The following is a 25,468-nucleotide window of genomic DNA, read 5'->3' as shown; positions in this document are numbered from 1 at the left end:
AGCCGCTGCTGAACAAACTCCCTTATCCGAACAGCAGCTTAGTTAAAATAAAGCGCCACATCCGGTTAATCCAGTCGCGACGCTTCTTTTTTATATGGACGATAGTTTATGATAGATTCTAAAGAGAGATGACTTGCAGGCAGCTGCGTATTTCATCTAATGCGACTTCTTGTGTCCATTCTTGGCGATACCCCAAGCAAGCACAAACCATCTCCGTATTTTGGTGGACATGCTTTTTTCGATAATGCACATGTCCCATCACGGCGTAATGAACATTATATTTGACGTACAAATCCGCATATTCTGCACTTCCCAGGAAGGCATTGAAGTATTCCCACCTTGGATGCGGCATCGGCACTTTGAAGAACGGGTGCCCCAGCATATGGGTTACCAGGATGATCTGTTTGCCTTGATGCTCGGCAAGCTCCCGTTCCATTGCCTCGTAGAAATAACGATGCATGTCGGAGTTGCTTCTTCCCCAATGAACATAGATGCTGTCTTGCCATGTGCGATCCGCAAACTTCATTTTCTCGAAATCGGCAGGCCCATACGTGGGCTCTCCCAATGTGTAATCATACCATCCCGTATTGCCGATTACGACCCACTCATCGTTCAGAATATATGGCTGCTCACTTAAGCAGCCCGGGAAGGATTGATAGGCTTTATAAATTTCCCAAGTATCGGTAATCCCATTCTCTTTGCTCCAGTAATCGTGGTTTCCAGGGACAAACAATACCGGGATACCACTTCTCTCACGCAGCTCATGAAGCACGCTCAAACTGAGGTGCGAATCATTAGATATATCTCCAGCAACGATTAGATGAGTCAATTTCCGCTCTTTCACAACCTCCAGCAGTGCTTCATGAACAGGAAGATCTTGAGGCTGCTTGTTCAAATCGACATGGAGATCCGATATGATTCCCAGATTCATTTGATTTCCTCCCCTTCATATAGATGACAACTTACCATATTTCCCGTCGAATAGGGCTTCAGCTCCGGCATCTCCTGATGGCATCTGTCCATGGCATAGGGACAGCGAGGATGAAATGTGCATCCCGTTGGGGGAGTAAGTGGACTTGGTAAATCCCCCTGGAGCAAAATCCTCTCCCTCTGTGTTGCCTTCACTTGGGGGATGGATGAAAATAAGGCCTGTGTATAGGGGTGAACCGGTTCTCTTCCTGCTTGAGCAACATCAATGATTTCTGCCAATCGCCCCAGATACATTACCCCGATTCGATCGCTCATATACTGAATTACATTCAAATCGTGGGAAATAAACAGATACGTCAAGCCATGCCGATGTTGTAATTCTTTAAGCAGATTGAGTATTTGAGATTGAATGGAAACGTCCAGGGCTGACACCGCTTCATCAATAACGATAAATTTAGGGTTCAAGACAAGCGCCGCAGCAATTCCGACGCGTTGCCTTTGACCTCCACTTAATTCATGTGGATACCTCTTCAGAAAACTGTTATCCAGCCCCACTTGCTCCAGCACAGAGGCGACACTCTTCCGTCTTTCCTGCTTATCGCCAATACGATGTATAATTAGCGGCTCCTCCAGGATCCAGCCAATCTGCTTTTTGGGGTTTAGGGAGGCATAGGGGTCCTGAAATACGATTTGTATTTCCTGCCGCAATATCCTCATTTCTCGGCGGTCCAGTCCCGTAACGTCTCTACCCCGGTAACGTATGCTGCCCCCGGTCTGCTGCAGCAGCCGCACCAGCAATTGACCCGTTGTAGATTTGCCGCAGCCGCTCTCCCCAACCAGCCCAAAGGTTTCGCCTTCACGGATTGTAAACGACACGTTATCCACCGCTTTCACATACTGCTGGCTTTCCCATAGACCTTGCCTTGGAACGGCATAATATTTGACCAATCCCTCAACCTCAATCAACGCCGTATTCATTCGTCCCCCTCCCAATCCCTCCCCGGATTCGTATACAGGTGACAACGAACGAAATGGTTAGCCGTTTGTTCTGTGAGCGGAGGCACATGAGTTAAGCAGAGACTCTCCGCATGAGGACATCGGCTTGTAAACGGACATCCTTCTCCACGTTCTGCAAGGGAAGGCACACGGCCCGGAATAGTATACAGCGGTTTGTCTTTATGCTCGATATCGGGGATGGATTTCATCAGTCCCACCGTGTAAGGATGCTTCGGATCATTCAGCAACTCCTTCACCGGGGCCTCTTCTACAACATAACCGGCATACATGACCATAACCCTGTCGCTAATCTCACGAATGACACCCAGGTCATGTGAAATAAAAAGCATGGCTGCTCCGGTCTCCTCCTTCATAACCTGTAGCAAACTTAAGATCTGTGCTTGAATGGTTACATCCAGTGCAGTTGTTGGCTCATCAGCAATCAACAATTGTGGTTTGCAAATCAGCGCCATTGCAATCATCACCCGCTGACGCATACCACCCGATAATTGATGTGGGTATTCACGGAATAACTGCTCCGCACGAGGGAGCCCCACCCGCTCCATCATATCGAGAGCAAGCCTATGGGCTTCCTTGCGGGAAACCGGCATATGGACCATAGCCGTTTCCGCAATCTGCCAGCCGATTGGAACCAGGGGATTTAAGGCCGTCATGGGATCTTGAAAAATCATGGCAGCTTGCTTGCCCCGAACCTTGCACCATTCCTCTGCACTGAATTCACACAAATTTTTCCCCGCTAGTACAATTTCCCCGCCGGTAACCTCAGCCCCCTTGGGTAATAATCCCATTACCGAAAGTGAAGTCAGGCTCTTACCACAGCCTGATTCGCCAACGATACCGAGCACTTCACCCTCCCGCAATGCAAAGGATATGTTCTGAAGCGCCGGAAGGGAAGCTTTCCTACTGGTAAACGCCACCTTCAGATCCCGTACTTCCAAAAGTTCCGATTTCACATGCTTTCCCCCCTAACTCTTCTTGTTGTAAATATCCCGAATACCATCACCGAGCAGATTGAATCCTAATACCATGGCCGTCATGATCACACCGGTTATGATGACATACCACGGCGCATTCATAATGAACGGTTGGGCTTCACTCAACATCCGTCCCCAACTTGGGTCCGGCGGCTGTACGCCAAGTCCCAGATAACTAAGTCCGGCTTCCGCCAACACTGAACCAGAGAACCCTAACGACGCCGCAACAATCAAAGGGGATACCATATTGGGCAAGATATGCCGAATAATAATACGCCATGGTCCTGCTCCCTTGGCTATAGAAGCCTTAACAAAGTCAAACTCCTTGTATTGAATAAATCCACTCCGGGCTATCCGAGAAAAAGAAGGAATACTCATCAGACCTAAAGCCAATATCGTATTGTTCAAACCCGGGCCAAACACCGAAACCAGCATAATAGCAAGCAGGATGCCCGGAAAGGCCTGCATGGCATCTATGAACCGCATTATCAACTCATCTAGCCATCCTCCGAAATATCCAGCAATTGCCCCTAACAGCAGACCGCAGGACAAACCAATAAAAACAGAGGAGAAACCAATTAAAAATGCAGTCTGTGCTCCCTCCATAATTCGGCTGAAGATATCCCGGCCAAAATTGTCAGTTCCCCAGATATGGCTGGTCTGTGGCGGAGCCAGCCTCATCGAGGTATTCATTTCATTGGGCTCGTAAGGGGTATAGAATAATCCTGTCAGCATGAACAGCATTAGCATAATAACCAGCACCCCGCCGAAGACAAGCGGCTTGCTGTGGAGCCATGATTTTACGTTCATCGTTCCTCACCTTTTTATTCGAATACGGGGATCAATCACTTTATACAGCAAATCAATGATAAAATTGATCCCCGCTACCAATATAGCAATGTACAAAACAAGGGTTTGCACCAATGGCAAATCGCGAGTGCCAATGGAAGTAATCAGCAGGTTCCCGAGGCCCGGAAGGGCAAATACATTCTCTACCACAATACTGCCCCCGAGGGTATCGGTAATGATGAGACCCACTATCGTCACCACCGGGATTAGGGCATTGCGCAAAATATGTCGGTACATAATGGCCCTCTCTCGCACCCCCTTACTCCTGGCTGTTCGTACATAATCCATGCGAATCTGGTCCAATAAAGTATTGCGTAAATATCTCATCACAACAGCAATACCGGGAATGGATAGAGCCAGCGACGGCAGAAATAAGGAACGTATAGCGGCAATCGGATTCTCTCCCCAAGGAACATATCCATACGTTGGAAATAGACGGAACGTAACCGAGAAGACCAGGATGAGAATAAATGCAAGCCAAAAGGATGGCATTGCTACTCCTAGCTGAGTGAAAGCGGACAGCCATACGGCCGGCCATTTACCGTCGTATCTGGCGATAAGAATTCCCAAGGGAATACCAATCAGCAGCGTCAGCGCCAAGGAGAATAGCGCAAGTGAAACCGTTACAGGCACCCGCTCTGCCAAAATCTCCGTTACCGGACGATGGTAGCGTAGTGATTCGCCCAAATCGCCCACAGCCGCATTTTTAATCCAAGCTACATACCGTTCTCCCACAGGTCGATCAAGACCCATCGTATCCCGTAGCGCCGCCAACTGATGCGGATCTGCGTCCACTCCCAAAATAATCTGAGCAGGATCACCGGGCAACACCTGAAACACAAGAAAGGTGATAACCGAAACCAGTAACACAGTAGCAGCCAGCATAATCAGCTTTCGAATATAAAATCTCAAGATGCATGTCCCCTAAATTATTCTTCCGTAAAGTACATTGGAGCGAAGTCATACTTTTGCACGGGATACATTTTAAAGCCTTTGAGGCTTTTCTTCATCGCTACATTCCGGCCGGGATCCATAATAAATACCGCTACAGCTTGATCGGTCAACAGCTCTTGCGCTTGCTTGTAAAGGTCAGCTCGCGCCTTCTCATCCAGCTCGGTTCGAGCTTGACCCACCAAATCGTCAAATTCGCTATTACTGAATTTATAGAAGTTTTTTGCATAGCTTGATTCATAACGCCCCAGTACCTCGTTTGGATCCAGCTTTCCGGTCAAACCTATAATGGTGGCCTCATACTTGGCGTTATTATAGACATCCTCCAGCCAACTGCTCCATTCAATTTGCTTGAGTGCCGCTCGAATGCCAACCTGCTTGAGCTGTTCGCTAATGACCTGAGCGGTATCCACATGGAATTGATAGTTGGAAGGCACGGTAATCGTCAAATCAAAACCATTCTCATAGCCTGCCTCTTTTAACAATGATTTTGCTTGCTCGATATTCGGTTCATAGCGACTTTCTAACCCTTCCTGATAGTACATTTTCATCGCAGGACTCATATTCGAACCTAATGGAGTACCGTTTCCGTCTGCTACCGTTTGAATGATGACATTCTTGTCAATCGCAAAATTGATTGCCTGGCGTACTCTTACATCGTCCAGCGGCTTGACCGAATTGTTTAAAGCCATCAATTGAACCATGTTCTGCGGACCAGATACGATGGAATAGGCATCCCCTAACTGCATAGCCCCTTGTTCGCTAACGCCTGGCACCATATCAATATCTCCTGATTGCAATGCCAGGATCGATGAATTGGCGTCAGGCATTATTTTAAATTCAATGCGATCCAGCTTGGGCATCCGCTCGTTGTCGTAGAAATCTGCATTTTTTTCCAGTACCAGTTGCTGTCCGGGCTGATATTCCACGAATTTGAAAGGACCCGCTCCTATAGGCTTCTCGCTTTGTTGCTCATAATTTTTGGGCACAATACCCACGATATTAGCTGCCATAAAAGCAGCATCACGTTCTTTAAGCTTGACTACAACGGTGTAGTCATCCGGGTTCTCGATGCTCTTAATGCCGGAGAACTTGGAGGAAAGGGGCTCTTGTCCATCCAATCCAGCCAATTTCGCATAAGAATAAGAAACATCATCCGACGTAAGAGGAGAGCCGTCGTGGAACACCACATTCTTTTTTATATTTAAAGTATAGATAAGCCCATCCTCAGATACTTCATACGACTCCGCGATTGCCGGAATGAGATCACCCTTCTCACCCGCTTCAAATAAGCCGTCAAATACGTTATCCATCATAGAGTTCGTATCCGTTGCTGCAGAAAGATAGGGGTCCAGATTATCCGGTTCGGTAGCGATAGCTACTCTTACTGTACCCCCTTCCATAACCTTATCCTGATCCGATTCTGCCGCCGTTTCTGTAGAGGTTTCGGGCTTATTGCCCGTTGCCGCTGGTTGGGCATTTCCACCGCATCCCGAAATGATTACCGCAAATAAAGTAAGTGTAGACAAACCCGCCACTAATGTCTTCTTCAAGCTCATCATGGTAAAGCTCCTCTCCCTGAATATGAATTTTTATTCTAATAGAATACTAGAAGCTCCATTTCAATCCCGAATAAGCTAATTCGATAGGACCGCTATAGTTACGTGCTGCCTCCATGGCAAGTTGCCGCTGGTCGCCATAATGCGGAAAATGCGTCAGGATCAAATATCCGGCGTTGGCTAAGCGAGCAATCTCCCCTGCTTCCCCCGCAGTAAGATGACCATCCAGCACTCCCTTCTGTACATCGTAGAGGCTGCATTCCAGAACAAGCAGGTCAGCGTTTTCCGCAAATTCAATAAAACTGCTGCAATATCCTGTATCTCCTGAATAGATTAGATTTGCTCCTTCCCGGGTTGTCGCTTTGATGGCACAACAGGGAACTTCATGAACGGTCTCTGAAAATGAAAACATCAGTTCTCCAACATTCACCGTTCTTGCCGGTTCAATCGGATGCACATGGACATAATCAGGATAAGCAAAATTCAAACTGGCTAGATTCTCCCCATAAATATACACATCTAACGGGCGAGTGCGTTTACCAAGCTGAGTTAACACCAATGCGGAAAATTCCAGTGCATAAACATCTGCAAAATGGTCAGCATGTGTGTGGGTAATAAATACCGCATCCAGTTGTTCCAAATTGATTTCATTTTGCAACCGTGACAAGACGCCACTCCCGCAATCGAGTAATACCGCACTGTCCGCATGCCTAAGCAGATAGCCAGAGGTTGCTTCATTTTTGGCGGGATAGGCTCCCCAATAGCCGATTACTGTAAGCTCCATGATGCTTCCTTTCTACTCTTCTTTAGAGGTCATTTGAGTTTGTGCACCCACTCAAAGCTGTCTTGGAACTCATTAAGCATCAATTCCATCCGTTCAAGATTGCCTTGAACCCGTTCTTTCTCCAAATAAGAAATTTCATTGATGATAGCATTGACTACAGCTAAGGGGGCTGTATATGAATCAAGAAAACCGTTGGATTTGCATTCTGCCAGCAATACCAAATCAGCAAGCTTGGCAAAAGGGGACAGACCCGAATCTGTGAGAACGATCAGTTTAGCCTGTTGCTCCTTGGCCAGCCTGGATAATTTCAGCGTTCTGGAACAATACCTCGGGTAGCCGCAAGCAAACACTACGTCCCCCGGTTTAATATACGAAACATACTCCGCAACTCCCCCTTGAGGAATTAACTCGCAGTTACCCAGCATGTATTTCATGACAAAACTGAAAAAAGATGTGACGGACAACCCCATTCTCCAGCCTGCAACCCAAACGCGATCTGCCTGCAACAACAAGGACGCAGCCTCATGAATTTGTGCCCGATCCACCTGCATCATCGTTTGGCGAATATTTTCAGCTTCTTGCGTAAAGTGCTTTTCCAGCCACGAATGTTCCTGCCGGTTCGTGGATTGAATAAAATTGTGGACCGCCCGCTGGTCCTGAATTACAATGCGCCGTAAATCTTGTTGCATCTCGGAGAAGCTTGAATAAGAAAGTGCTTGAGCCAGCCGATGAACGGTAGCTTCGCTAACATCCGACTTCTCGGCAATTCGTTGTGCCGATTGTAATGCAGCTTCACGCAGATTACTCTGGATGTAGTGAGCGACTTTCTTTTTCCCAAGGCTCAAATTTTCAAACTGCTCAGCAATCTTGTCTTCAATTCTCGACATGACAAGTTCCTCCAACGACGGAGCACGCTGACAAATTGAGCTTAGGCGGGTGACCCAAATAGGCGGGCAGCTCCTCCAAACTGGAAATAACCCGTTCATAATCAAGCTCCTCAATTCCTTGTTTGCCGTAAGGATTGATTAGCAGAGATTCCATGCCAACTTGGCGCGAACCCAGTACATCATCATAGTAGTTGTCTCCCACGTAAAGGGACTGCTGCGCAGTTACTCCGGCTTTCTGTAAAGCATAAGTAAATATAGCTGGATCTGGCTTTTCCAGTTTCACCTCGGAAGAAATTACGATTTCAGCCATCTCTTCATCTAGCTGGTTGCGTCGGAGTACCTCCCTTGCCGTGTTGTCCCAATTCGAAATTAAGCCCACCTTGTATCCTAACTCTCTTAGATACCTCAATGTAGGCTTGCTAAAATCAAATGCACGCCAACCCGTTACTGAATCTTTTAATATCCGCTGTTGCACCTGAATTATCTCTTCAATAGGCAAACTCAATTGAAGATAATAGTTGAGCACGCCCACGTACCAAGGCATGAACGATCGACTGTCCTTACCCAGAACGCCCCGGAATTCTCTCATGAACAGCTTGTCTGCTAAATGATACGCAATTGTGATTTCATCAAGCGTTTTGGAGACGTCAAAGACCTGCAGGGTTTTAAAATACACTTCTTCCCGGTGGGTCTTGACCAGGGTATAACCAAGATCCAACCATATAAACCTAATCATAGATGCACCCGCTCTTTCTTGTAGGATTTCCTTCATAAGCTACATGAATGTTTGTTTTCCTTCACTCATGATTACATCTTAGTGTTAAAGTATTTGTCGAAAAATAATTCAAATGATGATTTTAGTAAAAACTTGCCCAAGCTCCATTTGCGGCGTTTACACAAATAACTCTGTCACAACCAGATCTTTGAGTGTTGGTTAATTGTGAAAGGACTTGCTCAGCCTTCAAGGAATTCTGGGCTATCCATCAGTTTCTGGTATTGTCAAGCAAAAGAGTACCGTAATTAAAACAAAAAAAAGAAGCACGGCGGTCTTGCAAGCGGTGCGCCAGCACTTCTTTGCTTAACTTTTATATTAAAGAGATTTGATATACTGCCCCTGTTTCTGCTTGAAACCGAATCGTTCCCCTAGCGGCGGTTCCTCCGAAATTGCCGTCAATCTGGAACGGCGGGTGATTGTCCAGAAAGTTTTAGGGTTATTTGACTACCGGGATGAAGGGCAAATAAATGGGAATTGGCTACGCTTTCATTATCAAACACCCCTCTTGTTGCAACAACCTTCAACTCTTTACTTTACTTCTCCGCTGTTTACCAAATCCTTGCGAACAATCACAAGAAGCTGACAGTTCTAAACTGTCAGCTTCTTGCAATCTCTTCATGGCTTTTAAATAAATTGAACGTTTATCAGCCCTTGGTACTCGGACCATCATTAGAATCCACACGGATCACTGATTCATCGGAACTCTTTCTTCTCTCGTACGAAAACACAATCATCACTATGCCTAAAATAGCGCAAATGAAATACATCGTGGAGTACGAATAATAATCTGAAATGGGCCCCATCAGGGCTCCCCCCATCGATACACCAAGGTCAGCCGTGGCAATAAACAACCCGATTAACACGTTGCGATTCGCAGAAGGCAGTACAAAGGACAAATACGTTGTTAATGTGGGATACAGCAGTGCTTGCGCAGCGCCCATAAGAATGGCCCCGGCATACAGTAGAATGGCCCCCTTCGCTGAAGACAAACTGATGCATGCCGAAGCCAGGGTGATAAGCAGCATAGTACCCATAATAAATGACGAATGCCATCTGCCATCGGAAGGGATTCGCTTTCTCAGGAGAACCCGCGAGGCAACAACAACCGCGGCCTGAAGCATCAAATAAATGCCGGCGCTGCCGCTATTCAGCTGTGCACCATATAGTGGCATGAACGTCGTTACCGCTCCGAATATGATCGATGCGGACAGCATCAGCACGCTGCATTTGAACAGATGCGGATTCTTTACAATTTGCCCGAATGAGGCCATCACTCCAAAACTATCGGACGATTTCTCGCCAGTATTCGGCTCCTTCTCCATCTTGACCGTGTAACCGAATACTCCGGTACAGACGGCGATGCTGATCAGGATGACGGTAAAGGCATCCATGCCGTTGGCCTGCCAGAGGCTTAAAGCGAACACCGGCCCGATGATCCCGGGTATATAGGAGAATAACGAATAGAATGATATTCCTTGGGATCGTTCCTTCTCGGGCAGCGCATCGATGATTCCGATCTGGAGCGCCATCGAGAAAAATGCGGTTGCAACGCCTTGCAGGATTCGAGCCAGGACATATCCGCCTATTCCTGTAAACGTATATAAAATCAAGGCAGCGCCATTAACCAAAAGAATCAGTCGCAGCACCTTGACTGGTCCATGCTTTTGGATCAATTGCCCGGCCCAGGGCCGAAAGAACATGGTTGTAAGCATGTACGCTCCCATGACAAGGCCGATGGTTGTACTACTCGCTCCCCAAGCGGCCCCCTGGAGCGGAATTATAACATTGAGCAAGGCGTTGGCGCTGAAATATAGAAGTGCCAGCATATATAGACGTAAAAATGGCCAAGACATGGCTCCACTCACAATGACTCTCCTCCTGCTTGCGAATAAACGTCAGAACGTAATCAAATGCTTCATTAATTTTTTGGCGTAGTCGGACTCGACCTCTTTTAATTGCTCAACACGAACCGTTTCCACAACTTTGCCGCTTTTGAATATAAGGATTCGGTCGCACAGATAAGCGGCAGCTTGAATGTCATGCGTGATAAAAATGTAACTCATGTGATATATTTCTTTAAGCTCCTTTAGCAACCGAAGCACTTGAATCTGCACCGATACGTCCAGGGAACTGATCGCCTCGTCCAGCACAATGCATTTTGGTTCTGTGGCAACGGCTCTGGCAATGCAGACTCGCTGTGCCTCTCCTCCGGATAACTCATGGGCGTATTTCATTTTATATGAAGGGTCCAATCCAACCTGCTTCAGCAGCAGATCGATTTTGCTCCTCTTGTCAGACTGAAGTGGTTTTTGCATAGCCAGTGCCTCCAGGATTGCTTCCTCCACGGTAAAGAATGGATTAATGGACGACGAATAATCCTGGAACACGGCACTCATGTTGCCGGATCGCACATGCCGGTGTCTTACAGGCTTTCCTTCATACAGAACACTGCCGCGGTCAGGTTGTTCAATACCCAAAACAAGGCGTCCGAGCGTTGATTTTCCGCTGCCGCTTTCACCGATGATGCCAAGGCTTTCGCCATTGCCGCATTCAAAGCTTACACCATGCAGAACCTGTTGTTTGTTTCTAGTAAACATGCCGCCTGTCCGGTAGGATTTCTCGACGTTCACCACGGTCAGCACATTACATCCCTCCGTTCATGAGCGCATTGAAATGATGGCTGAGCTCAAGCCGGGTAGAGACCAGGTATTGCGTGTAGGGATGCCGAGGTGCGGTAAACACCTCTTCAACGCTCCCTGTCTCCACGATGATACCGTTTTTCATGACCGCAACCTCATCTGCAATCTTCTTTACGACCCCCAAATCATGCGACACAAAGATCATGGAAGCCCCCATTCTTTCCCGAAGACGGATGAACTGCTCAACGACCTCGAATTGCGAAATCGTATCCAGCGCCGTGGTCGGTTCATCGGCAATGATGATATCGGGTTCCAGTACAAGTGTGAGTGCAATCATCAATCGTTGGAGCATGCCGCCTGATAACTGGTGTGGGTATTTGTTCAAAATCTCCATAGGCTGCTCCAGCATGACGCTTTCCATCGCCTTCTTCATATTGGCCTCAGCGATACTCTTGCTCCAGTCATAATGCGTTCTCAGTGTCTCCTGGACATGAACGCCTACCACGGAGGACGGATCAAACGCTCCCATACCGTGCTGCATGATCATGCCGATGTGTTTGCCCCTTATTTTTCGCATTGCTTTATCTGAAAGATGATCCAGATGCTCACCCTTGTACAGGATCTCCCCGGATTGACGAATCCAAGGCCTATGTAATCGTATGATCGATCTGCACGTCAATGATTTCCCGCTCCCGCTTTCGCCTACAATTGCAAGACAGGTTCCCTGCTTCAATTGAAACGAACTGTTACGAATAATTTCTCTTCCCTCGCTGGCATCCCATACCTTCAGATGATTAACCTCTAGCATATTCATAAGCCGGTTTCTCCACCTCTGTCATTTGCGGCTGCTTGCCGGACTTCATGCGTTTGGGATCAAGCGCGACTTGAAGTCCATCCGCCAGAAAATTAAATGCTGATACAGCAATCACAATAGCCAGGCCGGGCGCTAACATCAGCTCGGGCCGAGAGAACATAACCTCTCTTGCTTCATTAAGCATCATTCCCCATTCGGCGTTGGGAGCCTTGATACCCAGCCCCAGGAATGACAACCCGGAGATTTGTAAAATCATGGAACACATCGAACCGCTGGCAATGACGGCAATATCGGAGAAGGTCACGGGAACGATGTGTCTGAGGATAATTCTTCGATTGCTGATGCCGATTGCTTTTGAGAACTTAACGTAATCCTTTTCCGTGTACTGGAGAACCGATGTACGGATGACGCGAGCAAACCATGCCCATTTCATGGCTACGAAAGCAATCAGGATGTTCTCAAGTCCGGCGCCCAGAATGCCGACTACGGCCAATGTCATCACATACCCTGGAAATGAGAGCATCACATCGCATACTCTCATCAGGAACGCATCCGTTTTTCCTCTGAAATAACCTGCTATGAAACCAACGATGGCGCCAACACCTACCGATGCCAACATGGTGGCCAGAACCCATAGAACGCTGGGACGTATCCCATAGATCAGTCTGGATAAAATGCATCTTCCCAAATGATCATTGCCAAGCCAATACGACCAGGATGAATGAGCGAAGCGAAGTTTCATATCGACTTGGTTAGGATCGTGCGGCGCAAAGAAGGGAGCAAACAGGCCGACAACAACGATTGTGGCGATAACGACTAGTGACAGGCTGGCCAGTTTGTCTCTAGTCAAATTTTTGAGTGTGCTCATCACAATTCCTTTCTTAATTTCGGATTCAGCGCAGCGTTGATTACGTCCGACAACGTGTTAAACAGCACGAAGGTTACCGCTAAAATAAGAACATACGCCTGTATCACCGGAAAATCCCTGCTCAGGATGGATTTTACGCTCAGTCGTCCAAGGCCCGGCCAGGCAAATACGTTCTCAATCACGACAGTACTCCCCAAAATAATAGGGATCGCCATGCAGAATATGGACACGGCTACCTGCAGGGAATTTCTCAGAATATGTTGCGTAATCTTTCTCTCTGACAAGCCGCAGGCTCTCCCATATACCACATAGCCTTCATCCAATTGGGTAAGCATTGAACTTCGGACGTTTCGAAAATAAATGCCCACATAACTTACCGATATCACGGTGACGGGGAGAATATAGCTCTGATAGGAGTCCATACCGCTGGTAGGCAGCAAGTCCAAGCGGACCGATAGATACCAGATCAATATCGAGGCAAGCCAGTACGAAGGCATCGACGTTAGAATAAAAGAGACACCTCTTACGGATCGATCCAGTATTTTCCCTTCATTTAATGCGCACACAACCCCCAGAAGAATAGACATGAAGATAATGATGACGGATGAAACCATCGTCAGCTTGAATGTATTGACAAAGGCCGGGCTGATCAAGGACCACACAGACTGTCCCGTTACATAAGACTCCCCGAAGTCTAACCGAAGGCTGGCCAGCATCCAGTCGGCATACTGTTTCAGGAACGGCTGATTCATTCCCAACTCTTCGCGTGTCTGTGCCAACAGTTCTTCCGTTATCTCGGGAACTTCTTGCGCCCGGAGTACGACTTCTGCAGGATCCATGGGCGACAGGTTAATCAGCAGAAAGGTCAGAAACGAAATGATGAACAGGATCGGAACAGAGAGCAGTACTCTTTTTACAACATAACTTCCCATAAGGACTCCTTGTCGAATTAGGATTCAGCGGTCAGACCGAACTATTCAAAATACATTTGCTCAAAAGGCAGTTCGAACTGAGTTTGCTTGAATGCAATACCTTGCAGGTTCTTGGGCGCCAGCACCGTGACACTCCCGTTGGAAATCGGAATGAATACCGCTTCATCGTGAACAATTTGCAGGATTTCAGCATACAACGACTTTCTGACTTCCTCGTCGGTAGAAACCATAACCTGCTGAATCAGGTCATAGAGGTGATCCGCTTCTGCGATTCCCTTGGTTGTATGCAGATATGACGCTTCCGAAGTGAATGCAAAAATCGTGCTCTGAGGGTCATAGGCCAATCCCCAGGTCTGATTGAATAATAATTCGTAATCCCCTGTAGAGCGTCGATTCGCAATGGAACTCGACTCCTCGCCGATGAGATCCAGCTTGATTCCAATCCCGCCCACCGTATTCTGAATATATTCCGCCTGCGTTTTTTGCGAAGATGAGTTACTGTCATAGTATAATTTGATGGTCAAGCGTTTCCCGTCCTTCATTCTGGCATCGCCGTCACCGTCCTTTGTCCAACCGGCTTGCTCCAGAATTCGCTCTGCAGCTTGGAGGTCATAACCACGCTCCTTCAGCTGAACATCGGCATAGTTGACGTTGGATGAGAAGAGTCGATTCGCCACCGATTCGGTTCCTTCGAAGATATCCTTGCTGATCGTTTCGCGATCGATCGCATGCCAAATGGCCTCGCGCACTGCCTTTTCACTTACCGGACTGTCCGCTTTGCTGCTGTTAGCCACGATCATTTTTGTATTCATGGCTTCGCTTCGAACCAATTGAAAGGTTCCGGCGTCAACCAGGTGATTCATGGCCTGGACGTCGATGCTGTCTGCGCCCCGATCATCGGTGAATACGAAGTTCACCTCTCCTTTTTGCATAGCCAGAAAGGTCGTTTCCCCGGCGGGAAGCACCTTTGCCGTTATTTTTTTGATTTTTGGCTGACCTCCCCAATACTCCTCATTGGCGGTAAATGTGGCATACTCATCGATTTTATGTTCTGTAAATTTGTAGGGACCGGTTCCGTTATGTCCTTGCACCCCATCCTTGGTTTCTCCCTGAATGAAGTCATTGGGAGAGAGGAACACATAAGGCCGCGTCATAGACAATTCAACAAGTGCAGGATAGTAGGGTTCGCTTAAATTCAATTGAAAGGTATATTCATCCACTACCTTGATGCTCTTGATTTTGGTCGACAGTTTGATCCAGGCATGTTTATCCGCGTTGTGCTGCACAGCTTCGATGTTCATTCTGACGGCTTCCGCATTAAAGGGTTCCCCGTCATGAAACTTTACATCTTTCCTTAAATGGAAGGTGTACGTCTTCCCATCCTCGGATAGGTCCCAGGATTCCGCCAGAAGCGGCTTTATTCCTTCTTTTGTGTTCTCTACCAGTGATTCGTAAACCATTCCTTGAGCCGGCATCGATCCTGTGTATAAATGTGGATTCATATCATGAATATCTTTCGCTGTTGCATAAATGATTTCGTCTTGGAGCTTGGTTGTGTCCTTGCTTCCCTGATTCTCAGCTCCACACGCAGCCAAAAGCGCGGTCATAACCATAAGCATCCATAGCCATAAAGTTGTTCTTCTCACAGTCTTCCTCCTATTTATCTGGTTGTTATATGTAAACGCAAAAGGCTATACGTTAGACATCTCCTCGCCTATCCATTTCAGATCCTCCTCGAAACTTTGAATCTGGAAGGCGTCTGACAATACTCGGCCTTGATTAGCTAGCGACACACTTGTAATTTAGTTCTCATACGTATCAATGAAGCGATCGATAGTGGGGCAATTCACCTTGAGATTTCTGGCAATGCCTTGGATGATCTTTACCCGGTAATAATCCTCCTTGGGCATCCTCGGGATATCCAGGCTGCCTTCCTTATTGACAAATATCTTCCGAATCGGAACCGCCGAGAAATCGAAGTATTTACCGTCTTGATCTGGCTGCGAGAAGGGATCGATTAACAAGGAAGCGTAACGTATGAACAACAAATACTCTTGATGAACGGCCTGTAAATGGTTAAAACCTTCAATATCCTCACGCGACAAGCTTTCGTTCCGTACGGGATAGTTATCATCGGTCATGAATTTCAGCAAATTGATGCTTGGTATCCCTAACTTGTCTAAAATACTCATCATCTCGCTCCACTGCGATCGCATATTACGGATCAGATTCTGTGTAATGGGCCCTTCCGGGAAGAGCTTGTAGACATATTTGGGAATGACATTCGATTCGTCAAAAATGGCGCTTAGTGAAAAATCATTCATGAACAAAGCAGGGTGAACGTAGAGCGAGATGTTCCTCGCCTCTGCTTCCAGAGGCGTCCGCATGACTTCTAAATCTATATCGAGGCCCTTGTGCAGACGGCATAACGCATCGATAAGAGGAGAACGTCCCCTCGTAGATCCGATAAAGACTTTTTTCTTAACCGCCGTTGTGATGACATGGTTGGATACCCTGTTATCCATCCACCTCGTGTCCCCGATATACGTAGAGAAACTTATGATTTCCGCATCCGGATTCAAGCGCCGGATGTAGCCGGAGACCAGCTGATTGGAGCCGAGAGTCGGTGAAATCAGCACTAAGCTTTTGACCTTGCACAGAACGTCAGGATGAATTTGCCGGATCACATCTATATAAGCATCCGTGGTCACTGCAAGAAAGAGACTATCCCATGCCCCTTCAATGGTTTCGAAGCCTCGAAATACATCGTCAATACAAGCTTCGCCTTCCATAGCATGATGCTTTTTGTTTTGAATACTCACGCAAACCTTCTGATCATTTACTGCAAGTGATTCGAAGAAATCAGCGGAACGGACCGATTCCCTTCCGGCAATTCCGAGCCGGCAGCGAAATTCCCTTTTAAGAGTAACCGCCAGTTGCAAGGCAGCAGGTCCCGTCCCCAATAATAAGACTCGCTTCATATTTTCCATAAAAACACCTCACATCGATTACCTTATGGCGAACCTAGCTTTTCTTGTACAACGCAATGTCAAAGATATCGTTCCTGCGCAATACGTTACCAACCAGTCTCCATTTGCTTACATCCGTATCTTGCATGGGATAATTGAACAATGACTTTAATTGGTCTCCGTATCTCATGGCTACTACGACGTGTTCATTCGTCAATGGGTGCAGCTGATCCAGTATTTCGTATTTATTAGAAATCGTAGAACTGAAGATAACATGGGTAATCGCATTCATATCATCGAGGAGATCCACCGGTGTATTTTTTAAAGTAATCTTCAAGCCGGGGCCCAATTTCTCAGTAACCTTCAATCCGAGTTCAATGGCCTCGTTGTCAATGTCAATACCGACCACTTGAGCTCCCGTACGCTGAGCGATTAACAATGCCGTCATCGGGAACGAGCCAGAGCCAACCAGCAATACACTCGATGCGGAAGTTACCTGGAAGCTGCCGAACTCCTTCTCGATGCATTCTTCAATATTTCTGAAATAATTGGTGATCTCAGCATCTCCCTGTAATAATTTCATCGCACGATATTTCTCCAGAATGGCTACGCATCTCGCAGAGTGCTTTCTCACCTCGTCCACAAGATCGTTTATTCCACCCATTCCTTGTTCCTTCAGCAATTCCCAGTTACTGAGGTTGGACTCATCAATGATAAACGCAGAATAATCGTCAATGAGCCGCTCCAATTCCGTACAATGCCCAGCCGAATAATCAAACTGGTCCGCGAAATACTTAAAACTTGAGAGATAATCGGCCACGAACTGCTCAAACCATGCTAATTTCACGATTCCTCACTCCCTCCACATGGTCTGCATCCTGTTCGATGAATGCTATGCCTTGTGCTACAATGCCGACGTTTCCTTCGATTTCCAGTTGAGTCAACCGCTCTTGATCGTAGAAGGCTCTTACTTGAATCGTTCCACCCGGCTGCTGGATGGCAGCCTCCATACTTTTTTGATTCTTCCAGGCTAAGTAAGCCCCTATGGAAGCCGTTCCGGAGCCGCAGCCTCTTTCCCATACTGCGATCCAGATCCGACACATAGATCAGCGGAGCCAATTCACTGGTGCGTATGTTGTATAACAGAATGCCCAGCATCTTTGTATCGAGCAAGGGACCGATAAGTTTAATCAGATTTAACATTTTCCTCTTCATTTCAGTATCAATGTCCTCGACTTCAATTACGAAATGGACAAAGTCGCTGTATCTGACAACGAACATGTCGTAAGAGTCACTCCCGTCCTTTAGCACAGTTTGTTCAATTGTTAACGGAAGCGGCATATCCACTTGACACTGATAATCCCCACTGTTTTTTGTTATCCGACAAGTCACCAATCGCTCAACACCGGATACTTGTAAGTGGAGTTCGGTTGTTTCATTTTGATTTAACCCCTGTTCATTTGCTAAATAAGCAGCTAGAGCCATGCAGGCATTACCGCAGAATTCACCTCCAGCCATATGTAGCCGCGCATCCGCATTCTCCTTCCGGAACGGTTCAATAAATCCAACCTGTTCAGCATAAACATTGTCGTAGGACATGATTTTAGCAGCAATGACTTTATAGTCATCGGGAGGAAGCTTGCTCTTAATCAGTACCGTCATATTCTGTGTAGGGTTGCATTTCACAAAATCGATCTTATGCTTCATACCGGGCTCCCTTGGTTACAATATGTGATCAGTTGGTTTGTTTATTAATCGTAATCATTACGATTAAGGACAAGTGTAATATAGCATGTCACTATGAGATAGTCAACAGAAATTTCCAAAAAAAACAAGCCGCACTTTCGCGGCTTTACGATTTAGCATTCATTGCAGATCTGATCTCATTGCCTGCTTCCATCTGTTTCCTGAAAACCATAACCATAATCATGGCTGTGATAGTAAGAAACGTGCAGATTGTAAACATGGTAGAGTACGAACTTGTTTGTACAATTATACCCATTAGGAGTCCGCCCAGGGAGAAACCCAGATCATAGGCTGACATGAAAATGCCCATAAGAACATATCTGGAATCAGCAGGTAATACAAATGACAAATATGTGGTTAACATCGGGTACAGCAGTGCTACGGCAAAACCACTGAACACTGCAGAAAGGTACACAAGCGGCCCAATCATCTCTAACAGAGCGAGCAATTGGGTTCCCAGTGAGGCAGAAATAAGTAAACCCGCTATCAGCCAAGTATTCCAGCTTCCGTCAGAAGGGATTTTTTTGCGCAAGCTGAATCTGCACAAAATAACCACAAACCCCTGAATCGTCAAAAATATTCCTGGACTCGCCACCCTTGCCGATACCATATACAGTGGTAGGAAAGTTGCGGTTGCTCCATATACACATGAAACAAACAGCATAACCAAACTACTAATCAGCAGTGGTGTGCTGTTCAACATTCCTCTGAATGACCCTGCTATATCTCTGAGTGAATACGATTTATTCTGCACCGTGCTTCGTGGCATGTCCACGTTGTATCCGATCAGGATTGGGAACACCGCTAAACCGATCATCAGTACGGTAAACCAGATTTCGCTTGCGTTCTCCCAAATTTGTATGGCGAGTATAGGGATAACCAGAGAAGGAACCATTGTAAAAAGGGTATACATGGATAACCCCTGCCCCCGGTCTTTATCCTCCAGCTTCTCGACAATGCCAACCTGCATCGTCATAGAAAAAAATGCGGTAGCCGCACCTTGCAGTGCCCGCAGCCACAGATACGATTTCACATCAAAAACAACAAACAGCAGCAGAGTAGCCGCATGCAGAACCAGCAGCCACTTCATCACACGCAGCGGTCCATACTTACCAAGTAGTTGGGCCGCAAAAGGCCTTAGAAGCATACACGTAAACATGTATGCCCCCATTATTAGCCCGATCTCAGCCTGATTCAAGCCGGCTGCTTCACTCCGCAAGGGAAGAATAATCGTCAAGGCCGAATTGGCTGCAAAAAATAAAAAGGCCAGCATATAAAACCGGATAAACGAAAAGGACATGGGGTTTAATTTTCCATTGGCCGCTTCTGAAGAATCCAAAATATCGTCCCCCTCCTTCTTCATTTGGCAGTTAATCACAGAAGTGACTGGCCATTATACAAATCAGGTACCGTTTGCTCGAAAGGGCATAACCGATGCAAGCAATGCTTTCGCATATTCATTCGTTGCATCCGAGAGATGATTCCGTTCTAGCTCCTCCACAATTGTTCCGCGGTACAGGAAGAGTACCCGGTCACAGAGATTCGCCACAGCCTGAAGATCATGAGCAACAAATAGATAGGTCATGTTCATTTCATGCTGCAAAGTGCGCAGCAACTCCAGGATTTGCGCCTGGACGGAGACATCCAGCGAACTGAGCGCTTCATCCAGAACTACGAATTTGGGTTTGGTTGAGATTGCGCGGGCGATACACACCCGCTGTAATTGCCCGCCACTCAGTTCATGAGCATACTTGTGCATCACCGCATGAGGAAGCCCCACCTTCGCGAGCAGGTCATTGACCCGATCATCCAGATCCGCAATATCACCCAGTGCAACCAAGGGTTCAGCTATGATATCCCGCACGATGAATTTGCCATTGACTGAAGACGTATAATCCTGAAAAACAACGCTTATTTTCCCTTTATTCTTCTTCATCCATTGGGAAACAACCATCCCCTCAATCCGAACTTCACCTTGTGTTGGTTTCTCCAATCCAAGAATGAGGCGGCTTAACGTGCTTTTCCCACTTCCACTCTCACCAATCAGACCCAGACATTCACCTTCACGGATCTCAAAATGAATATCTTTCAGAATTTCTGTTGTCTCTTTCCGAAAGAAGCCACCCGATTTGGGATAGCTTTTGGACAGATGATTCACTTCGACCAGCATTACTGCACACCTGCTTCCATGGAGGCTTGAAAAGGATCAGACAGCTTGATTCGGGTCTGGATCAGATATTGTGTAAACTCATGCCGAGGATTCGCAAATACGTCATTCGCCTTTCCTTGCTCGACGCATTCCCCATCCCGCATAACGATAAGATCATCCGCCAAATACTGCACGACACCCAAATCATGCGATATGAAAATGATGGACATACCCATCGTTTCGCGAAGTTGCTTGAATTGCTCAACAATCGCACGCTGGTTAATCGAATCCAGTGCGGTTGTCGGCTCATCGGCGATGATAATGTCAGGCTCCAGCATCATGGCAATGGAGATCATTACTCTTTGCAGCATGCCCCCTGATAGTTGATGCGGATACTTTTGCAGCACCTGCTCAGGCTGAAGAATATGAACACGATGCAAGGCATCCGCCGCCAGTTGTCTGGCTTCTTTTTTGGGGATCCGAAGGTTCTCTCGAAAGGTCTCCATCATTTGTTTCCCAATCGGTTCCAGCGGGTTAAACGCCGTCATTGCATCCTGTAAAATCATGCAAATGCGCTGACCGCGGATCTTTCGAAGCTCTTCCCCGGTTTGCTGTAATAGATCCTTCCCCTGGTAAAAGGCTGTTCCACTAATTTCAAGCCAGGGAGAGGCCAATCCCAGAATGGCTTTGGTGGATAAGGATTTGCCGCTGCCACTCTCGCCCACAATGCCAAGGCAGGTATTGGACTGCAACGCAAAGCTTAGATTTTGCACAATGGGCAGACCGGTTCTGGAATCAGTGATGGACAGATTTTTTACTTCTAACAAAGACATTCAACCGGCCTCCCTTCTTGTGCATATAACTTTTCGGATTCATCGCCGCGTGCAGGCTGTCTCCCAAAAAGTTGAAAGCAGCCACGACCAGCAAAATCGCCAATCCAGGCGCAAGCATTTGCGTTGGATGTGTAATCATTACATTTTTTGCATCATTCAGCATCATGCCCCACTCCGGCGTAGGTGCCTGTACACCCAGACCAAGGAAGGACAACGCCGATATATTGAGGATGACCCAGCCCGTATCCAGCGTCGCAAAGACAGCGACTTCGCCCGAAACGCCAGGCAGCACATGTTTTCTCATAATATGACCCGTCCCGCATCCCGAGACTTTGGCAAAACGAATATAGTTCTTGTCCGTATATTGAATAACTGTTGTACGAATCATCCGGGTATACCAGGCCCATTTGGCGATAATATTGGCGACGACGACATTTAGCAGGCCTGGACCGAGAATGCCGACAATCGCCAGAATCATCACTTCTGCCGGAAAGGAGAGCATCATATCACAGATTCGCATAATGACTTCATCCACCTTGCCGCGAAAATATCCCGATATGATGCCCAGCAGGGTTCCGATCGTAATTGTAATCGCGGTTGTAATTACAGCAAACAGGATCGTTGTACGAATTCCATAAAGAAGACGTGACAGATTACAGCGGCCGAGTTGATCTGTACCCAATGGATACTCCAGACTGATCCCTGCATATTTGTTCATAATGTTTAGACTCGTGGGATCATGCGGTGCGAACCAGGGTGCACCAACACCAGCGACGACCACAAGTGCGATCGTAATCATACATAACACTGCCATTTTATCGGACACCAGGCGCTTCCAGAACATCATGTTACCCCTCCCTTCTTATCCGGGGATCCAGAGCTGAATTCAGAAGATCCACGAGTAGATTACAGACGACAAACATCACACCCATAATCAGAATATAGGCTTGAATAATCGGAAAATCCGAATTGAAAATCGCGGTGACGCATAAACGCCCAATGCCTGGCCATGCATAAATATTTTCCACAATGACCGTACCCGCGATTAACTTCGGGATCGACATACCCAGCGCCGTAATCGATAATTGAAGGGAGTTACGGAACACTTTCCAGATAATCGTCCGTTCCTTCAATCCTCTGACACGAGCGTATAACACGTAGTTTTCGGTTTTGTTTTGCACCATATTGTTGCGAATCAGCCTGACATAGGTAGAGATGAATACCAGGGACAGCGTTACTGCCGGCAGGATAACTGAACTCGCCTGCTCCATGCCACTCGTGGGGAACCAATTCAGCTTGACGGCAAATAACCACATCAGCAGAATGCCAATCCAGAAACTCGGCATGGCTGTGCCAATAAAGACCCATGCACGCATGAATCGATCCAGGATACTGTTCTCATATATCGCACATAGCACACCAATCAGAATACTTATCGTCAGAATGATAACGAGGGCAACAGCCGATAGCTTTAATGTAGCTGGAAGGGCTCGTGCAATCTGCTCTCCAACCGATTGTTGGTTGACATAACTAATGCCGAAATCCCCCTGAATGCTGCTGCTAATCCAGTCCACGTAACGGGTCAGAAACGGTTTATCCAAACCTAGTGTTTCCCTCATGGCATCCACCATTTCCGGTGTCGGCGTAACTTGATTCACCCGCAGCGCCACTTCAGCCGGATCACTGGTTCGCAAATGGATCAGAATAAATGCTAAAAATGAAATACCGATCAGCACCGGAATAATGGCTAATATTCGTTTTATGACGTACCTGCCCAAGGTGATCCTCCTTTATATTTCATGGATTCACAAGGAAACCCCGCTGCACAACTCCGCGAATGGAAGATGGTGAGCGAGGCTTCCTGACTTTCCTAATGAATTTTCAAAATTCCTGATTACTCTTCAAAGTACATCTTCTCAAACGGAATTTCGTATTGGGAAACGTTAAAGCCCACACCCTGAAGCGCCTTGATATGAACGGCTTTGGTAACCGAATAGGTCAGTGGAATATATACATTTTCATCATGAATATACGTTAGAACCTCTTTGTACATGTTTTGGCGCTGTTCCTCATTCTGCTCGACCATCAGGTCCGTAATCGTGTGATCCAGCCACTCTTTTTTCTCCAGCCCCAATTGGGCTTGATAATCGGCGTGGGATGGCACCCTCCAGGAAGAGACATACGTTTGCGGATCATATGGCAATCCCCAGGAGAGGGAATACATCAGATCAAATTCACCCGTTTTCTGACGATCCAGATAGGCCTGCTTTTCTTCTCCAATAATGTTCAACGCTACGCCGACCTGCTTCAGATCGTTTTGCATGGATTCACTAATGGTTCGCTCCTGTGCATTATCCGAGTTGTAATAGATCGTCAGTTCAAGCTTGTTCCCATCCTTGTACCGATAGCCATCCGAGCCCGCAGCCCAGCCAGCCGCCGTAAGCAGATCGCTTGCTTTGTTCATGTCATACTGCACACCTTCAAGGCCCACATCTGCGTACGGAACCGAAGTGGAGAGCAGCGTATCTGCCACTTGTTCCGTCCCGTTCAATATGCCTTCCGCGATGATCTGTTTATTAATGGCATACATCAGCGCTTCACGCACTTGAGGCTCCTGAGTTGCTGAGCGGTTGGTATTAAGAACGATCGCACGTGAGCCAACCGGATGACTGATGACCGTGCTGTACTTCCCTTGATCCGTCAACACTTTGAACGATTCATTGTCCACCATGTCACCGTCCGAACCGAATAACAGGTCTACTTCTCCCTTTTCCAGGGCAAGCAGAATCGTTTGATGGTCAGGCATGACTTTCCACTTAATCGTTTGGATCTGCGGTTTGTCTCCCCAGTAATTTTCATTGACCGTAAATGTCGCGTACTGGTCCTGCTTGTGCTCTGTTAAAATGTATGGCCCTGTTCCGGCATAGCTGCTGACTCCATTCGCAGTTGTACCGTCAATAAAGCTTTTTGGTGAGATGAAGCGAAACGGACGAGTTAACCCCAATTCCTCCAATGTCGGGTAATACGGATGTTTCAGTACAATCTGGAACGTGGCGTCATCGATCACTTTCGTCTCCTTGATCTCGGCGACCAGATTCAACCATGAGTTCTTCTCGACATTCTCCAGAACTGCATCGATATTCAGCTTCACGGCTTCGGCATTAAACGGCTCTCCATCCGAAAACTGAACACCTTTATGTAGATAGAAGGTATACGTTGTGCCATCTTCTGAGATATCCCACTTCTCCGCGAGTGCAGGCTTGATGCCTTCCGGCGTATTGATCACAAGGGATTCAAATACCATATTCTGAGCCGGCATCTCTCCAGCGTATAGATGGGGATTGATATCCCGGATATCCTTGGTGCTGGCAAAGACTAATTCCGCGTTGGAAGCTTTGGCGGTTTGTTGCGCATTTCCTGCTTCTGTGCCGGATGAACAAGCTGATAGTAGAAGCACTATTGAAAGAGATAGTAACAGAGTAAGTGTGTAATGCTTGCGTGATGTATGCATGATTTCCTTCCTTTTCCTATCAAGTAGATAATTCTAAAGTGTTTTATTTAAGAAGTAACCCTTCAATTGTGGAATCGACAATAACCGTAATGCAAGGTACTCTTTTCGCGCTGCTTGATCTTTAGGCACATAGGTTTGTTTGGCCCTCCTGAAAATGAAATATTCATTATTCGTAAATATTACGATTAACTGGTACAACTTTATCCCGACAACCTGTCTTTGTCAAGAGCTTTTCTGAAAATCGTAATAATTATGATTAGTGATAACGCATAACAATAACG

General features: G+C 46.9%; 22 protein-coding genes and 2 pseudogenes. All 24 read right to left on the bottom strand.

From position 1 onward, the window contains the following. Window positions 1-118 precede the first annotated feature (118 nt). Entirely contained in the window at window positions 119-931 is an 813-nt protein-coding gene (locus tag M2277_RS07950; protein ID WP_280754540.1) for a metallophosphoesterase, read from the bottom strand. After that, the gene (locus M2277_RS07945) at window positions 928-1,908 is read right to left on the bottom strand and encodes an ABC transporter ATP-binding protein (protein WP_280754539.1); all 981 of its coding nucleotides are present in this window, start codon (window positions 1,906-1,908) and stop codon (window positions 928-930) included. Before M2277_RS07945 ends, M2277_RS07950 begins: the two co-directional genes overlap by 4 nt. After that, complete coding sequence (locus tag M2277_RS07940) at window positions 1,905-2,900, bottom strand: ABC transporter ATP-binding protein (RefSeq protein ID WP_280754538.1); 996 nt, start codon at window positions 2,898-2,900, stop codon at window positions 1,905-1,907. The genes M2277_RS07945 and M2277_RS07940 overlap by 4 nt, the downstream gene beginning before the upstream one ends. Before the next feature lie 12 nt (window positions 2,901-2,912). After that, a complete protein-coding gene (locus M2277_RS07935) occupies window positions 2,913-3,731 on the bottom strand; it encodes an ABC transporter permease (RefSeq protein WP_036638941.1) in 819 nt (272 codons plus the stop codon). A gap of 6 nt (window positions 3,732-3,737) precedes the next feature. After that, window positions 3,738-4,682: an ABC transporter permease gene (locus M2277_RS07930; protein WP_280754537.1), complete on the bottom strand. Its 945-nt coding sequence runs from the start codon at window positions 4,680-4,682 to the stop codon at window positions 3,738-3,740. 17 nt (window positions 4,683-4,699) lie between these two features. Further along, window positions 4,700-6,283 (bottom strand): ABC transporter substrate-binding protein, encoded by a 1,584-nt coding sequence (locus M2277_RS07925; RefSeq protein ID WP_280754536.1) that lies wholly within the window; start codon window positions 6,281-6,283, stop codon window positions 4,700-4,702. A gap of 46 nt (window positions 6,284-6,329) precedes the next feature. Next, a complete protein-coding gene (locus M2277_RS07920) occupies window positions 6,330-7,064 on the bottom strand; it encodes an MBL fold metallo-hydrolase (protein ID WP_006210257.1) in 735 nt (244 codons plus the stop codon). 29 nt (window positions 7,065-7,093) lie between these two features. Next, complete coding sequence (locus M2277_RS07915) at window positions 7,094-7,951, bottom strand: MurR/RpiR family transcriptional regulator (protein ID WP_006210258.1); 858 nt, start codon at window positions 7,949-7,951, stop codon at window positions 7,094-7,096. Then, entirely contained in the window at window positions 7,938-8,687 is a 750-nt protein-coding gene (locus tag M2277_RS07910; RefSeq protein WP_006210259.1) for an HAD family hydrolase, read from the bottom strand. Before M2277_RS07910 ends, M2277_RS07915 begins: the two co-directional genes overlap by 14 nt. Window positions 8,688-9,370: 683 nt before the next feature. Beyond that, on the bottom strand, window positions 9,371-10,591 hold the full coding sequence (cntE, locus tag M2277_RS07905; protein WP_006210260.1) for a staphylopine family metallophore export MFS transporter CntE: 1,221 nt from the start codon (window positions 10,589-10,591) through the stop codon (window positions 9,371-9,373). Between the two features lie 30 nt (window positions 10,592-10,621). After that, entirely contained in the window at window positions 10,622-11,368 is a 747-nt protein-coding gene (locus M2277_RS07900) for an ABC transporter ATP-binding protein (protein ID WP_006210261.1), read from the bottom strand. A gap of 1 nt (window position 11,369) precedes the next feature. Then, a complete protein-coding gene (gene cntD / locus M2277_RS07895; protein ID WP_280754535.1) occupies window positions 11,370-12,179 on the bottom strand; it encodes a staphylopine uptake ABC transporter ATP-binding protein CntD in 810 nt (269 codons plus the stop codon). After that, window positions 12,160-13,047 (bottom strand): staphylopine uptake ABC transporter permease subunit CntC, encoded by an 888-nt coding sequence (cntC, locus tag M2277_RS07890; protein ID WP_006210263.1) that lies wholly within the window; start codon window positions 13,045-13,047, stop codon window positions 12,160-12,162. Before cntC ends, cntD begins: the two co-directional genes overlap by 20 nt. After that, window positions 13,047-13,979, bottom strand: coding sequence for a nickel/cobalt ABC transporter permease (gene opp1B / locus M2277_RS07885; RefSeq protein ID WP_280754534.1), 933 nt, complete (start codon window positions 13,977-13,979; stop codon window positions 13,047-13,049). Before opp1B (M2277_RS07885) ends, cntC begins: the two co-directional genes overlap by 1 nt. Window positions 13,980-14,020: 41 nt before the next feature. Then, entirely contained in the window at window positions 14,021-15,625 is a 1,605-nt protein-coding gene (gene cntA, locus M2277_RS07880) for a staphylopine-dependent metal ABC transporter substrate-binding lipoprotein (protein WP_466046698.1), read from the bottom strand. Window positions 15,626-15,670: 45 nt separating this feature from the next. Continuing rightward, a pseudogene (locus tag M2277_RS07875) lies at window positions 15,671-16,969 on the bottom strand (opine metallophore biosynthesis dehydrogenase). 34 nt (window positions 16,970-17,003) lie between these two features. Beyond that, complete coding sequence (locus M2277_RS07870; protein ID WP_280754533.1) at window positions 17,004-17,795, bottom strand: SAM-dependent methyltransferase; 792 nt, start codon at window positions 17,793-17,795, stop codon at window positions 17,004-17,006. Continuing rightward, window positions 17,776-18,655 (bottom strand): annotated as a pseudogene (locus tag M2277_RS07865) (histidine racemase CntK family protein). The gene M2277_RS07870 and the pseudogene M2277_RS07865 overlap by 20 nt, the downstream one beginning before the upstream one ends. 145 nt (window positions 18,656-18,800) lie before the next feature. Next, window positions 18,801-20,033, bottom strand: a complete 1,233-nt coding sequence (gene cntE / locus M2277_RS07860) for a staphylopine family metallophore export MFS transporter CntE (protein ID WP_280754532.1) — start codon at window positions 20,031-20,033, stop codon at window positions 18,801-18,803. Between the two features lie 63 nt (window positions 20,034-20,096). Continuing rightward, window positions 20,097-20,864, bottom strand: a complete 768-nt coding sequence (locus tag M2277_RS07855) for an ABC transporter ATP-binding protein (RefSeq protein ID WP_280754531.1) — start codon at window positions 20,862-20,864, stop codon at window positions 20,097-20,099. Beyond that, window positions 20,864-21,676, bottom strand: coding sequence for an ABC transporter ATP-binding protein (locus tag M2277_RS07850; protein ID WP_280754530.1), 813 nt, complete (start codon window positions 21,674-21,676; stop codon window positions 20,864-20,866). Before M2277_RS07850 ends, M2277_RS07855 begins: the two co-directional genes overlap by 1 nt. Then, window positions 21,639-22,523, bottom strand: coding sequence for a nickel/cobalt ABC transporter permease (gene opp1C, locus M2277_RS07845; protein ID WP_036638912.1), 885 nt, complete (start codon window positions 22,521-22,523; stop codon window positions 21,639-21,641). The genes M2277_RS07850 and opp1C overlap by 38 nt, the downstream gene beginning before the upstream one ends. 1 nt (window position 22,524) lies before the next feature. Further along, window positions 22,525-23,454, bottom strand: a complete 930-nt coding sequence (gene opp1B / locus M2277_RS07840; RefSeq protein ID WP_006210272.1) for a nickel/cobalt ABC transporter permease — start codon at window positions 23,452-23,454, stop codon at window positions 22,525-22,527. A gap of 116 nt (window positions 23,455-23,570) precedes the next feature. Beyond that, window positions 23,571-25,187: a nickel ABC transporter substrate-binding protein gene (gene nikA, locus M2277_RS07835; RefSeq protein ID WP_148247244.1), complete on the bottom strand. Its 1,617-nt coding sequence runs from the start codon at window positions 25,185-25,187 to the stop codon at window positions 23,571-23,573. Window positions 25,188-25,468: the final 281 nt, after the last annotated feature.

Origin of the sequence: Paenibacillus sp. LBL (assembly GCF_029893715.1) — a bacterium.
GTDB lineage: Bacteria > Bacillota > Bacilli > Paenibacillales > Paenibacillaceae > Paenibacillus_AQ > Paenibacillus_AQ glucanolyticus.
The sequence above is the reverse complement of the archived record's forward strand: the minus strand, read 5'-3'. Positions and strand labels throughout refer to the sequence as shown.